Below are 13223 nucleotides of genomic sequence, written 5' to 3'. Positions count from 1 at the left end.
GAGGAGAGATGTTAGATGATTAAATTCAGAATGTCAGCACGCAAATCCATTCGTGTAGCACTCGTTTTATCTCTAACTCTAGTACCCACAGGAATGGCTTACGCATATGATACTCCCGTAAGTCATGTAGACGCTAGTAATTCAATTAATTGGCCTTACACTACTGGTGCTAACAAAATTGCTGCTTCTTCGTCAATTGGATTTATGGGGGCAACATGGCTTGGTACAATAAATAGATGGCATTTCGATTTCAGATTCGCGGGCACAGGGGCCAGCAGAGCTACCACAAGCCCTCCCATACCTATAAATAATAGGATCCAAATAGCAAGAATGGAGATAAAAAACACACAAAACCCAAGTAATATGGCACTTAATTCATATACAGACCCAGCATTTATCGGTTCTGCTCCCGAATCTTCAGGATCTAACCTACCAGGATATTACAATGCAGCCTATGCAGTATTAAATTTTTCTACATTCCTCCTTACTCCCATGAGCGGTTTTCTTTATAACACTGGTAGTCTCATTGCTTCATTACGCAATGTTTCTGACAGTAATACAACTAGTGCTTCAGCATTAACTCGTCAGTGGAATTGGTCAACCGACATTGCTGATACTGGCCAATTTTTTTGGTTTAGTGCTGATGTCCCTGCAAATACAACCTCGCAACTTTCTGCTGAATATATGCTATTGGGCACTGGATACGAGGTGTTATCCGCGGGGAAACGTTATTATAACCTGACTGCTGGTACAGCAAGAAGTAGTAATAGTTTAGCTAAGTCTGCTGCGATACAAGACAAAGACTGGAACCCAGGAATGATGACTCCTGAGGAAAAAGCTGAATGTGGGATCATAGAAATACCAAGAGATGAAATAGACCAACAAGCAAGTAATCTGAATATCGCTCCATCTGTGGTCACGAGTTTAAAGGCTTCTGACGATCAAGTATTCTATTATGCAACAAAATTTCCAGTCACTGAATCTATCCGTCCTACAAATGAAGAGCTGACCCCTAAAGAAAAATCAATACAGGATATTAATGACCAACTGGATAGAAGCGAAACCATTATTGATGCCTTCCAACGATACGATACTAAGAATGCAGAGCAAGAACTAATTATCAAAGACCATAAATCCCAAGAAATAATTCTTCAGGGACTTCTTCAACGTGCAAATCAGACTGATGAGAACGACCTCAGAAGCTTCAGCGAAATTCAATTATCATTGTCGGACTTGAAGTAAAGTAGCTTCTTAAAAGCTTTAAGCGGCAAAAAAGGGGCGATTCTCCGTTATTCGAGGATCGCCCTTTTGCATTTTTGGTCGTTCGCTACTTAGCCGAGAAGATTAGATACGCTGAATGTTCATCCTGGTAAAGAACAACGGGCTGCGGACAGCAGTTAGGAAGACAAACAATACTTCACCAGCGCATCGCGCACACCGTTGTCATTATTGGTGCCGGTGATTACATCTGCGGCTGCTTTGACCTCCACCGGAGAGTTATCCATCGCCACACCCAGACCGGCATAAGTCAGCATGGAGATATCATTGTAATAGTTGCCGATCGACAGCACCTGCTCTTGCGGGATGCCAAGCTCAGCTGCCAGATGCTTCAGGGCATTGCCTTTGGAGGATTCCGGGTGCATCAAATCGACGAAGAACTCTCCGCTGCGCAGAATGTTGTATTGCTCTCCCCAAGTAGCCCACTCCCGCTGCGCTTCATCCAGAATATCGGACTGTGTAAACACAGTGAATTTCACAATCGGTTCGCGGAAGTCCTCCCAGGCTGGAAGAGATGCAGGCATAATCCGGAAATGCTCATACATATAGTGGGCTTCCTTCGTCAGGTTCTCCACATTGTCCACATACATCTCAAACGCTGTGTTCACATCGAAATGGATATCACGCTCGCGGCAATAGGCGATATACGGGTCCAGCCCTCTGGCGTCCAGCCCATACTGGTGCAGTACCTTACGGTCCTTGACACTCACCGTAGCCGCTCCGTTATGGCCCAGCACATACCCTGACAAGCCCATCTCCTCCATAAAAGGAATCGAATTCTGCGGACTGCGCCCTGTGCAGAGTACAATCTGCCCGCCCTGGCGCGTGACCTCGGCAATCGCCGCTTTGTTCTCTTCACTGAGCTGATGATCATCATTCAGCAATGTTCCGTCTACATCCAGTGCAATCAGTTTGTATTTCATACCCCATCATCCTATCTCTGTATAGTATACCTCTATTCCGCAGCCCCGCCGCCGCGCAGCAGCGTAAGCTCACGGGCCGTGAGCTCCCGGCAAGCTCCCTCGGGCAGCGTCTCGTCCAGCTTCAGTTCGCCCATCGACACCCGTTTCAGGAACACTACCTTTTTCCCGACAGCCACGAACATCCGCTTCACCTGATGGAATTTGCCTTCCGTAATGGTGAGTGAGATATACGACAGCACGCGGCTGCCCCGTTCTCTGCTTAGAATGCTAAGCTGCGCAGGCAGGGTCACATAACCATCCTCCAATTCCACACCCTCGGCAAAAGCAGCCACATCCGCTGCATCGACCTCACCCTCGACAGTGGCCTCGTAGGTTTTGGGGACATGCTTACGCGGGGACAGCAACTCATGTGCCAGCTTGCCGTCATTCGTGAGCAGCAGCAGACCCACGGTATCCTTATCCAGCCGCCCGACCGGGAACGGCTCGAACAGCGCATACTCCTGCTTCAGCAGATCCAGAACCGTGCGGTCCCGTTTATCCTCGGTAGCGGATAATACACCCGGCGGTTTATTCATCATCAGATAAATGAATTCCCGGTAGAGGACCGGCTCCCCGCCAACCTCTATGCGATCATGCTGCGTGTCTACGTGGAATCCGCTGTCTTTGACGACAGCTCCATTTACTGTGATCAGGCCCTGCTTGGCCTGCTTGCGGATATCACTGCGCGAGCCGATCCCCATGTGGGACAGCACCTTGTCAATCCGTTGCTTCTTATTCGCAGTTCCTCCTGTAGCCATATTCTAAGTCCACCTCCACCCTGCGGGATATTCGTTCTTCAGTAGCCCTTCCTGCCATTTGCCCCAGCCTGCGCTGAAGCCATCGATGCAGACGAGGGTATAACCTTTGTAAGCATGTCCTTCCTTAATCGACAAGCGCTCTACGGGGATTGACAAGGTCTCCCCCTTCAGGTAGGAGACTGCTTCCCCGCCGGCGCTGGATAGCGATACCCAGCGGCTGCATTCCTCAGGACGCAGTGCTGTAGCGAGCGGATGACCGGGAACGAATCTTCCGCTCTTGATCTGCCCCACATACCAGCCCGGCCGAACTGTCTTCAGACCGTCCAGCGCTTCACGCGGCAACGGGGATATATATAGATGGTCGCCGAACCATATGGCATGTCCGGGCGGTTGTGTCCCCAGCAGCTCTTGAATAAAGTCCGCATAGACCGCGAACGCTATCGCTTCCCCGCCAGTTCGCTGTGACTGCGGACCTGGACCCGTTCCGGCTCTACCAGAGCCGGAGCCGTGTCCAGATCCGCGTCCTCCCTTGCCGCCCCGGCCGTGATCTGCCTTACCGGGAACTGCCTTACTATGAAAGTCTGTTTTGCCAGCCTTGCTCCGGGGCGCAGCGGACAGACTTCTCTCGTTAAGATCATTTCCTGCTTTTACGTTCTCTAAAGTGTCTGTCACCGTAGCTCCATTCTCTGCTGCACCGGCCTCAAATGCCTCACTCTCCGCTCCGCCACTTCCATCATGGCGCAGTACCGCCATGAAATGCCCTTCCCCCTTGACCTTATGCGGCCACAGCCGCGCCGCACCCAGCAATGGACTGAGGCCCGCAGCGAACGGGCCGGTTCCGCCTACGGGAACCAGCGAGAACTGCGGATGCCCGGACAGGAACCTGGCCACCAACTCCTCGTCCTCTTCCGGCGCGAAGGTGCATGTCGAGTAGACCATCGTTCCGCCCGGTTTCAGCGCCGTCGCTGCGGCCCGCAAAATCTCCCGCTGCATCTCCGCATATTTGTCCGGGGTTCCCGGCTCCCACTGTCTGACCATATCCTCGTCCTTGCGGAACATGCCTTCACCGGAACACGGCGCGTCGATCAGAATCCGGTCGAAGAAGCGGGGAAAGGCCGCCGCAATCCGCTCCGGGCGCTCGTTCAGTACAATGCCGTTCCGTACGCCGTACAGCTCCAAATTCTTCGCGAGCGCCTTCGTCCGTTCAGGATGCAGGTCATTCGAAATCAGCAGGCCTTCGCCCTGCAGCTTGGCAGCAATCTGGGTAGACTTGCCGCCCGGGGCTGCGCACAGATCAAGCACACGGTCCCCCGGCTGAACGTCCAGCAGTTCAACCGGGGCCATGGCACTCGGCTCTTGAATATAGTACAGCCCCGCATGATAATAGGGGTGCTTGCCGGGTCTGGCTCCCTCTCCGGTATAGAACCCCGAAGGGCACCAGGGAATCGGCTCCAGGGTGAAGGGGGAACGCTCCCGCAGCCCGTCCACCGTTATTTTCAGTGTATTGGCCCGAATTCCCCCGTAAGGTGACTGCTGATAGGTATCTACAAATTGCTCATATTCCGGTCCCAGCAGCTCTTTCATACGCTCTGCGAAAGCTCCGGGCAGTTGTGCTGTCATGATGCCTTCCTCCCGCTCAAATAATCAGGAACACCCCTGCGGGTGCTCCTGTTGTAACCTTGCTATGGTCAAGCGCCATCCGGCCTATGCCTGGGTCTATCCGGCCGCTGCGGCCCACGCCGCTGGGGCAGCACAGGCGGAGTAGACTCAGCCGCCAGCCTGACTTCTTCCTCCAGCAGGGGGTCTAAGATGCTAATCGTCAAATCATAATAATCAAAGGGCTGATCGTCGTAAGCCTCCAGACGGGCAACATACTCCCCAGCTTCCCGGACCAGCTTCCCCAAATCAATCCCCAGCGTCACCGCCGGATATCTGCCCAGTACTTCATGAGACTGCTTCAGCAGAATCAGACCGCCGCGCACATTGGCATTACGGAAATGGTACAGCCCGACTGCCACCTGCAGCAGAGCTTTGTATAACGGATCACGCTGCTTTTCCAGCCATAATTCCTCAAGCACCTCATGACATTCGAAATAATCCCTGTCCCGGTTGAAGTAGATGAGGTAGGCCAGATACAGCGGTTCATAAGCCATCCGGCTCGCTGCCCTTCTTGGCATTCGAGAGCAGCTCGCGCACATGATCCAGCAGGTCCTTCATTGCATCCATATCCTGAGCCTGCCAGATCGCATTGAACCGCTCCTGGCTCTCAATCGCTTCATTCACAAGATGATAGAAATACAGTTGATGAATGGCCTTCAGCAATTGGGTCGTCATGTTCGAGTTCTCCTCGAAGGTCTTCTGGGCCTCCAGAATCTCTTCCCGGATGCTGGACATCTCGCTGTCCAGAATGGAAGCCGCTTCTGCTGCCGTCTTCAGGCGCACCCGCATTTCATCGGGCAGGCTCTCCCGGTATTTATAATTCAGCGAATGCTCAATGGTTGCCCAGAAGTTCATCGCCAGTGTACGGATTTGAATTTCAGCCAGTACAATCTTTTGACCCAGTGCAGTCTGTACCGGATACCTTATTATCATATGGAAGCTGCGGTAGCCGCTCTCCTTATAATTGGTAATGTAGTCCTTCTCATATAACACTTCAAGGTCCTTGCGGGCGCGGATGTATTCCGCCACTCTGCGGATATCCTCGACGAACTGGCACATAATGCGAATGCCGGCGATATCCTCGATGCCCGTTTCCAGATCCTCCATTTTTACGTTTAACCGTTTGGCCTTCTCAAGTATGCTAGACAGCCGCTTCACACGGCCGGTAACGAATTCAATTGGAGTATATTCTTCCCTTTTCTTGAGTTCGGAGCGCATCGTCTTGAATTTAACCTTCAATTCCTCCACCGTTTGTTCATAAGGAAGCAGAAAAGTTCCCCAGTCCCTGACGTCCATCGCCTTGTCCTCCTGTCCATTCATCCTTCAGTGATGATCAGCGCCTACCGCATCAAGGAGCCTCTGGAAGCCGTCCCGCCGCAGCAGCTGCCGTAGTCCGGCATGCACTCTACGGTTAACCTCCGGCCCTTCATAGATGAGTGCTGTATAAATTTCGACCAGACTGGCGCCCGCCCGTATCTTATCGTAAGCATCCTGGGCTGTAAAGATCCCGCCCGACCCGATAATCGGCAGCTTGCCGCCCGTCTGGCTATAGATTCTGCGGATAATCTCTGTAGAACGTTCGCGCAGCGGCTGGCCGCTCAGCCCGCCTGTCTCACCGGCTTTGTCGCTCTGCAGCCCTTCACGGGAGAGTGTCGTATTGGTCGCAATGATGCCGTCCATTCCGGCTTCCGTGATGGTATGTACCATATATTCCAGCTCAGCGTCACCGACATCGGGAGCGATCTTGACCAGCAGCCCCTTCGTGATGCCCGTCTTGACCCGCTGCAGCTCCATCTCTTCCTTAACCTCGCTAAGCAGGTTCGAGAGCTCGCTGCCATGCTGAAGACTCCGGAGATCCGGGGTATTCGGCGAGCTGATATTGACCACAAAAAAATCACCGTACGGATACAGCGTACGGATACACTTGCGGTAATCCTCATGCGCCAATTCATTCGGGGTGGCCTTGTTTCGTCCGATATTGACCGCCACCGGAATTCTGCGCTTCTTCAGCTTCTTGAGACGTTCAGCCATAGCCTCAGCGCCTTCATTATTGAAGCCCATCCGGTTAATAAGCGCCTTGTCAGGCAGCAGCCGGAACAGCCGGGGACTGTCATTGCCGGGCTGGCCTACCGGAGTTACCGTGCCTACCTCCATAAATCCGAAGCCGATCGAAGAGAATCCTCCTACCGCTTCCGCATTCTTATCCAGTCCTGCCGCTAAGCCTACTGGGGTCGGGAAATGTACCCCGAACAGGTCCACTGCAAGATCAGCTGTCTCAGGAACCCCGTACATCAAGCGCATAGCTGCGCTCCCGCCGGGAACCAGATCAGCTTTATTCAGTCCCCCGATGACGAGATGATGCGCCGTCTCCGGATCCATTTTAAAGAAAATTGGCTTGCCAAAATGTCGATACAGCACCGTTCTCGCTCCTTCAAGGGAACCACAATTGACATGACGACTCCCGTATCTATAGATTTCTTCTTAATTTTATCCGTTTCCGGGGGAAAAGAAAAGTTTTTTGCCGCAGCAATTGTCCCCGCCTTGCCGCACTTCCTTGACGCCGCCGCCAATTCACAGATTCCCCGTAATTTCAATTCCGTCCGCAGTCCGCAGGTGATTCCTTGCCCAGCTTATGAACTGGTTCAGGAAATCCTGTAGTTCAGAGTCTCTAACCCGCTGCTGCTCAAGCTCAGACAAGATGGACTCCCACAAGCTCTTTGGAATAGGATTCTCCCAGCACGGGTCCAGCGATGTCTGCTCTTCTCCAGTGAAGGGATTGGCTACAGGGAACACCCTGGCCACCGCAGGCTTAAGATACTCGAAGTCCTCTTCATAGATAAACAGCATCTCTTCAGGTGCACTCCCGCCCTCTTCCATGTTCAAATTATACCGGGAAAAGGTGAACCCTATATTCCTCCGGGGACCTGCATAGCGGTATAGCAGCACCGGAATTCCGCTTTTGGATCTGCTTGCCATGGCAGCATCACTCCTGCTTCTGTGTTCTTCAGGCTCCAGCATGAAACCTTCCTTATGATACTCCAGCCGGTATTCCTCTGTATAGACTAAGGCTTCGGCAATCCAGTCCTGCCGCAAGAGATTGCAGCTAGACTTGTCTTTTCATCCAGACTAGAATAGAGGAGCGGGCACAAGTTCAATACACCGCCGCCAATCCTCACATGTAAGGGTTATCACAGACTAAGAGAGAAAGAAGCGTGACATAATGTCAACCAAACGTAAGCCTCCTACACTCCAGCAGAAAAAAGAAGAAGTGAACCGCAAAGCCATTCTGTGGATCAGCGCCAGTCTGGTACTGCTGATTGCGCTTATCGCCGTTTTATTTATCTTAGTCGGGAATTAGTTCAGCCAATGGTACACTTTGTGGGGGTTGGTCTGATTGCGGGGCGAATCCGAAGGGAAACGTTCCTCCGGTACGACCAGCTCCTCAGGCAGAACCCCTTGACTGATCTGAACCTTCGTGCCCATCGGCACCATCGCGAACAGCTCCTCCACATCCTTCCGGCTCATCCGGATACACCCCAGCGACTCATCCTTGCCGATGCTATCCGGCTCATTCGTCCCATGAATTGCATAATTACTGTCCGAGAGCTGCATACCGCGGCTGCCGAATTCCCCGTTATCGCGCCCGTTCGGGTTCACGACCTTATCCTTAATGAAGAACTCTCCTTCAGGTGTCTTATCTCCGCCGAGTCCCACAGGATAATTCCGTACAATCACATTTCCGCTGGTGACCGCCAGACGGTAGTTTTGCTTATCAACAATGATAGCAAGCGGTTGTTTGAAAAAAAGCTTCTCCCCCGGCCCCGCCGCCGGACGTCCGCCTGTCTGCTCTTGCCCCGGAGTACCTGCCTCTTGGCCTCCTGACGGCTGTGGAGATGCAGAGAGCAGCGGCGCCTCTCCCCGTGCGGCACTGCGCAGCGGTGCGAAGGCTTCCTTCATCAGCGGGGTGATGCCGCCCAGCACGTTCGCCGGGAACGGCTTCACTAATTCCTGTACCACTTCGGGGTATGCTCCCTTGCTGTTCTTGTACGCACGCAGCGCACTCCAGAGCACAGCAAGCTCCTCCTGCTGCTTCTGCCAGTTCAGCCCCTGCTGCTTAAGCTCCGCCGGATCCGGCGGCTGGCAAGCGCACGCTGCCTGATTATAGGACTGATAGACTATACGCCCTTCACCGCTCTTAGCAAGGGTAGCCTCCAGCGGCAGCCCTTTCTTCCACAGCAGCCATTTGCCCGAGCGCTTCATACTGAGCAGTGCGGTGGCGGAAGGCGTCTTGGCAGACTTCAGGATGGCTGCCAGCCCCCCGCCTCCCGTAGCAGCATCCGCCGCGACAGCCGTGAAATCCAGACTTGCCGGTTCTCGCGGACTCACCTGTGTCTCTTCGGCGCTCTCCGGCGGCAGCACGGCTGAAATATTCGCGGCTGGCGCAGCGGTACCCGCTCTCTCCGGCTGAATTCCCGGTGCGACGGCAGCCGGAATAAGCATGAGCAGCAGCAGCATTAGAGCAAGCAGCACCCGGCGCTTCCTGAGCCTCGCGGTCTGCCGTTCCCGGGCCGATTCCAGTAGCCCTTCCTCGTACTGCTGCAGCATTTCCGCCGGCACCTTGCTGCGTTCAAAAGCCTCATACACTTCCCCGGCCTGATTGTAACAGTAATTCGCTTTTCCATACTGGCCGTTCTTATAGTATTCCTTACCAAGCAAGTACCATGCCATCTTATTATCCGGATGCATCTGTACATAGGCTTTTAGATGCTGAGCATTCTTCATGTTGGCCTCCACTTTAAGCTCAGTCGTCACTGCGGGGAACCCCTCTCACCTCCGGCCGCTTACGCTCCAGCCGATCCTTAAGTCCCCCTCCGATCCTTCCCGCTTTTGGTTATATGGTTATGTATGCGTATGTATCTTCTATTTTATATCGGCAAGGAATGCAAAAAAAGACACCTCAAGCCGCATTTATTGCGGACCGGAGATGTCTTTATGTAGACGGCAGAAGCTTAGCCCTCTTTGTTGAAAGGTGCATCTGCAATCTTAATGGAATCTGTAGGGCATCCGTCAGCTGAATCCTGCAGGTCATCGAACAAGTCGTCCGGAATCACTACATTACCGTGGTTGCCGTCGTTCTCATAGATCACTTCTGCCAAACCTTCATCATCGTAATCAAAAATATCAGGGGCCGTCGCGCCACAAGCACCACAAGCGATGCATGTGTCCTTCTCGACCCAAGTGTACTTAGCCATTTTTTCTCTGCCTCCCGCTTAACTATACAGCCTGCAGTCGCAGCCTGTTATTTTTCTCATATTAATATAAATAGGATACAATTTCAATGAATTTTCAATGTGTTGACATTATTGCCTCATTCTCTGCGGTGCTCCAGGCGGCTGATGGCGGGCCTTAACTCAGTCTATATCCTTGTCTGCGCCGCCCAGATTGTCCTTCTGCAGCGAGGTGCCCCGCTCCTTATGATTACGCAGCCGCGCCGAGTGGCTGTCGCTCAGCATCCCTGCGGTCAGCACCGCATTCTCGCCGAACTTGTTGCGCAGCATATCCATCGCCTTATTGAGCGATTCCTTCTTCGGCTGCCGTTCGTAGTCGAACAGATCCAGCTGAATGGCCGACTCCTCTTTGGGTATCAGCCCCTGGAGCGTTACCCCCAGCAGCCGCACCGGCTTATCGCCCTTCCAGTTGCGCGCGAACTGGTCGCATGCCACCTTATAGATGTCCTCGGCGCTCTCCGTGGGAGCCTCTAGCTGGCGGGAGCGGGTAATCGTCCTCATATCCGGCGTGCGGATCGTCAGCTGTACCCCCGCTGCGACCAGCCCCTGCTTCCTCAGCCTCCGCGCGACCTGATCGCTTAGGTTCAGCAGAATCGGGCGCGCCTCAGCCAGCCCCACTACATCATGCGGCAGCGTGGTTGTATGGCCGATGGATTTGCTCTGCTCCCGCTGCGGATTCACGATCCCGTGATCAATCCCGTTCCCCGCCCGCTTCAGCCAGGCACCCATGACGCCGAAATGGCCGACCAGCATCGCCTCGTCCGCGGCCGCCAGCTGTCCGATGCTGTAGATGCCAAGCTTACGCAGCTTCTCGGCCGTCTTGCTGCCAATGCCGAACATCTCATTGCACGGCTTGTCCCACAGCACGGACGGCACATCGCGCAGCCGCAGCACGGAGATGCCGCTGGGCTTCTTCAGATCGGAAGCGATCTTCGCCAGCAGCTTGTTGGGGGCAATCCCGATGGAGCAGGGCAGACCAAGCTCCTCCATAATCCGGCGCTGTATCGCCTCGGCAATCTCCGGCGGCGTTCCGAATTGGCGGGAGCCGGTGATATCGAGATAGCATTCGTCGATCGAGACCGCTTCAAGCAGCGGAGTATAGCTGTAGGCAATCTGCATGAATGCATTGGAGTATTTGCGGTATAGATGGAAATCCGGCTTAATAAGCATTAAAGACGGGCAAATCCGCAGCGCCTTCTGCACCTGCATGCCGGTGGAGATGCCTAGCCTCCGCGCAGCGTAAGAGCAGGTGACGATAATTCCCCTTCTAGCCTCCACGCTGCCCGCCACCGCTGTCGCCTTGCCTTTATATTGCTCCGGATCTTCCGCCTCATGCACAGAGCAGTAAAAGGCATTCATGTCCACATGCAGAATAACCCTGCCGCTTGCCGGATAATATTGATCCACACTCTGCATGGTATCCACCTTCTTATCTTCGGGGTTCCATTGTTATTGTCAGCATACCTCTACCCCGGCGGGAGGTCAACTTGCTATAGAGCCGCTTGAGACAGCGGGGTGAAAAGTTCTTTGTTACTTTCCCGCGTAAAAATGCTATAATATAAAAATTAATTTCCTATGCGAAGGCTAATAACACTTTTAGGAGGACACTCATGTCTAAGTCTATCTCCATCTTCGATACTACCCTGCGCGACGGAACACAAGGCGAGGGGATCAGTCTGTCGGCGGATGACAAGCTGAAGATTGCCAGGAAACTCGACGATCTGGGTGTCCATTATATTGAAGGCGGCAATCCGGGCAGCAACAATAAGGATATCGAATTTTTCAAAAGAGTCCAGGAGCTTCATCTGAATGCCAAGATTACCGCATTCGGCAGCACCCGGCGAAAGAACACGGTAACCGAGCAGGACGAGGGGCTGCAGCGGATGATTAACGCTGGCGTTCCGGCGGCTACCCTGGTGGGCAAATCGTGGGATTTCCATGTTCATACTGCCCTGCAGACCACTCTGGAAGAGAACCTGGCCATGATCGGCGATTCCATCTCTTATTTGAAGCACAAGGGGCTTGAGGTCATTTTCGATGCAGAGCATTTCTTCGACGGCTTCAAGAACAACCCTGATTACGCTGCCGCTGTTCTCACCCGTGCCCGCGAGGCCGGAGCAGACTGGCTGGTGATGTGCGATACGAACGGCGGCACTCTGCCGCATGAGATTCATGATATTGTGACAAGCATTGGTGTGTTGCTCCCGGAAGCATCGCTCGGTATTCATACACACAACGATTGTGAGCTTGCGGTTGCCAACACCCTGAGCGCAATCGGCGCCGGTGTCCGGCAGGTCCAGGGGACCATTAACGGCTATGGCGAGCGCTGCGGCAATGCCAATCTGTGTTCCATCATTCCAACACTGCAGCTGAAGATGGGCTATCACTGTATCCCTGGCGATTCCCTGCCGCAGTTAACCAACACAGCCCGGTTCATCAGCGAGGTCGCCAATGTGAACATGCCGGTGAATCAGCCTTATGTCGGCACAGCTGCCTTCGCCCACAAGGGCGGCATTCACGTATCCGCCATATTACGCGATTCACGAACGTACGAGCATATCGCCCCTGAGCTGGTCGGCAATAAGCAGCGTGTCCTCGTCTCCGAGCTTGCGGGACAGAGCAATGTGCTGTCCAAGGCTCAGGAAATGGGACTCAGCCTTGATCCAAGCAGCGAGCAGGCGCGCAAGGTGATTGACAAGATCAAGGATCTTGAACATCAGGGGTATCAGTTCGAAGGCGCGGATGCTTCGCTTGAATTGCTGCTCCGGGAAGCGACCGGTGAGATGAACGAGCTGTTCACCTTCGAATCGTTCAAGATGCTGGTTGAGAAAACCGCCGGCCGCCCTGTCGTCTCCGAAGCCTTCGTCAAGCTGAAGGTCGGCGGCGAGAGCCTGTACACGGCCGCCGAAGGCAACGGACCGGTCAACGCACTGGATAATGCGCTGCGCAAGGCGCTGCAGACCTACTTCCCGCAGCTTAAAGACATGCACCTCTCCGACTATAAAGTCCGCGTGCTGGATGAGCAGGATCAGACAGCCGCGAAGGTACGCGTACTGATTGAATCCAAGGACTATAGCGACACCTGGAGCACCGTAGGCGTATCCAGCAACGTAATCGAAGCGAGCTGGGAGGCTCTGGTCGATTCCATGCGCTATGCCCTTCTGGGACAGATCTCACTGGACCAGGGCATTCCTGCCAGCAGTGAACCGAGAGGTTTGGTCAATCACTGACCTCTATGGCTTCGCTCTATTTACTCCAAAAAGCCCTCCGATGCGGAA

Annotated in this window: 13 protein-coding genes; 3 read left to right on the top strand and 10 right to left on the bottom strand. The window is 53.8% G+C overall.

Features of this window, described 5'->3' with window-relative positions; genetic code table 11:
- Positions 1-15: 15 nt before the first annotated feature.
- The gene (locus NYE24_RS32380; RefSeq protein WP_076157611.1) at positions 16-1242 is read left to right on the top strand and encodes a hypothetical protein; all 1227 of its coding nucleotides are present in this window, start codon (positions 16-18) and stop codon (positions 1240-1242) included.
- A 155-nt stretch (positions 1243-1397) separates the two neighbouring features.
- On the opposite strand, the gene NYE24_RS32375 is transcribed toward NYE24_RS32380, so the two are convergent.
- The 7 genes from NYE24_RS32375 to NYE24_RS32345 all read right to left on the bottom strand — a co-directional run bounded on the left by NYE24_RS32375 (position 1398) and on the right by NYE24_RS32345 (position 7750).
- Positions 1398-2201, bottom strand: coding sequence for a Cof-type HAD-IIB family hydrolase (locus NYE24_RS32375; RefSeq protein ID WP_076157614.1), 804 nt, complete (start codon positions 2199-2201; stop codon positions 1398-1400).
- 32 nt (positions 2202-2233) lie between these two features.
- Positions 2234-2998: a pseudouridine synthase gene (locus NYE24_RS32370; protein ID WP_342477594.1), complete on the bottom strand. Its 765-nt coding sequence runs from the start codon at positions 2996-2998 to the stop codon at positions 2234-2236.
- Positions 2999-3001: 3 nt separating this feature from the next.
- The gene (locus NYE24_RS32365; RefSeq protein WP_076157620.1) at positions 3002-4618 is read right to left on the bottom strand and encodes an RsmB/NOP family class I SAM-dependent RNA methyltransferase; all 1617 of its coding nucleotides are present in this window, start codon (positions 4616-4618) and stop codon (positions 3002-3004) included.
- A 68-nt stretch (positions 4619-4686) separates the two neighbouring features.
- Positions 4687-5151, bottom strand: a complete 465-nt coding sequence (locus NYE24_RS32360) for a DUF309 domain-containing protein (protein WP_036702178.1) — start codon at positions 5149-5151, stop codon at positions 4687-4689.
- Positions 5141-5953, bottom strand: a complete 813-nt coding sequence (locus tag NYE24_RS32355) for a GTP pyrophosphokinase family protein (RefSeq protein WP_036702180.1) — start codon at positions 5951-5953, stop codon at positions 5141-5143. The genes NYE24_RS32360 and NYE24_RS32355 overlap by 11 nt, the downstream gene beginning before the upstream one ends.
- Before the next feature lie 27 nt (positions 5954-5980).
- The gene (locus NYE24_RS32350) at positions 5981-7075 is read right to left on the bottom strand and encodes a quinone-dependent dihydroorotate dehydrogenase (protein ID WP_342477593.1); all 1095 of its coding nucleotides are present in this window, start codon (positions 7073-7075) and stop codon (positions 5981-5983) included.
- A gap of 153 nt (positions 7076-7228) precedes the next feature.
- On the bottom strand, positions 7229-7750 hold the full coding sequence (locus NYE24_RS32345) for a hypothetical protein (protein ID WP_342477592.1): 522 nt from the start codon (positions 7748-7750) through the stop codon (positions 7229-7231).
- 127 nt (positions 7751-7877) lie between these two features.
- On the opposite strand from NYE24_RS32345, the gene NYE24_RS32340 reads away from it, so the two are divergent.
- A complete protein-coding gene (locus tag NYE24_RS32340) occupies positions 7878-8015 on the top strand; it encodes a hypothetical protein (protein ID WP_179090444.1) in 138 nt (45 codons plus the stop codon).
- Here NYE24_RS32340 and NYE24_RS32335 read toward each other — a convergent pair.
- The 3 genes from NYE24_RS32335 to NYE24_RS32325 form a co-directional block, all read right to left on the bottom strand.
- The gene (locus tag NYE24_RS32335) at positions 8012-9469 is read right to left on the bottom strand and encodes a L,D-transpeptidase family protein (protein ID WP_327196404.1); all 1458 of its coding nucleotides are present in this window, start codon (positions 9467-9469) and stop codon (positions 8012-8014) included. The two genes, NYE24_RS32340 and NYE24_RS32335, sit on opposite strands and share 4 nt — an antisense overlap.
- Before the next feature lie 197 nt (positions 9470-9666).
- On the bottom strand, positions 9667-9909 hold the full coding sequence (locus NYE24_RS32330) for a ferredoxin (protein ID WP_036702186.1): 243 nt from the start codon (positions 9907-9909) through the stop codon (positions 9667-9669).
- A 159-nt stretch (positions 9910-10068) separates the two neighbouring features.
- A complete protein-coding gene (locus NYE24_RS32325; protein WP_342477591.1) occupies positions 10069-11361 on the bottom strand; it encodes a DNA polymerase IV in 1293 nt (430 codons plus the stop codon).
- A 194-nt stretch (positions 11362-11555) separates the two neighbouring features.
- On the opposite strand from NYE24_RS32325, the gene cimA reads away from it, so the two are divergent.
- Positions 11556-13175, top strand: coding sequence for a citramalate synthase (gene cimA / locus NYE24_RS32320; RefSeq protein WP_342477590.1), 1620 nt, complete (start codon positions 11556-11558; stop codon positions 13173-13175).
- Positions 13176-13223 lie beyond the last annotated feature (48 nt).

This window comes from Paenibacillus sp. FSL H7-0350, from assembly GCF_038593195.1.
Lineage (GTDB): Bacteria > Bacillota > Bacilli > Paenibacillales > Paenibacillaceae > Paenibacillus_AQ.
Note: the sequence above shows the minus strand (reverse complement) of the source record. Positions and strands in the feature narration are given on the sequence as shown.

What these genes read in the sequence shown, in the direction of transcription:
- NYE24_RS32380 (WP_076157611.1), top strand. Translation starts at nt 16, where the DNA reads ATGATTAAATTCAGAATGTCAGCACGCAAATCCATTCGTGTAGCACTC.
- NYE24_RS32375 (WP_076157614.1), bottom strand. Translation starts at nt 2,201, where the DNA reads ATGAAATACAAACTGATTGCACTGGATGTAGACGGAACATTGCTGAAT.
- NYE24_RS32370 (WP_342477594.1), bottom strand. Translation starts at nt 2,998, where the DNA reads ATGGCTACAGGAGGAACTGCGAATAAGAAGCAACGGATTGACAAGGTG.
- NYE24_RS32365 (WP_076157620.1), bottom strand. Translation starts at nt 4,618, where the DNA reads ATGACAGCACAACTGCCCGGAGCTTTCGCAGAGCGTATGAAAGAGCTG.
- NYE24_RS32360 (WP_036702178.1), bottom strand. Translation starts at nt 5,151, where the DNA reads ATGGCTTATGAACCGCTGTATCTGGCCTACCTCATCTACTTCAACCGG.
- NYE24_RS32355 (WP_036702180.1), bottom strand. Translation starts at nt 5,953, where the DNA reads ATGGACGTCAGGGACTGGGGAACTTTTCTGCTTCCTTATGAACAAACG.
- NYE24_RS32340 (WP_179090444.1), top strand. Translation starts at nt 7,878, where the DNA reads ATGTCAACCAAACGTAAGCCTCCTACACTCCAGCAGAAAAAAGAAGAA.
- NYE24_RS32330 (WP_036702186.1), bottom strand. Translation starts at nt 9,909, where the DNA reads ATGGCTAAGTACACTTGGGTCGAGAAGGACACATGCATCGCTTGTGGT.
- NYE24_RS32325 (WP_342477591.1), bottom strand. Translation starts at nt 11,361, where the DNA reads ATGCAGAGTGTGGATCAATATTATCCGGCAAGCGGCAGGGTTATTCTG.
- cimA (WP_342477590.1), top strand. Translation starts at nt 11,556, where the DNA reads ATGTCTAAGTCTATCTCCATCTTCGATACTACCCTGCGCGACGGAACA.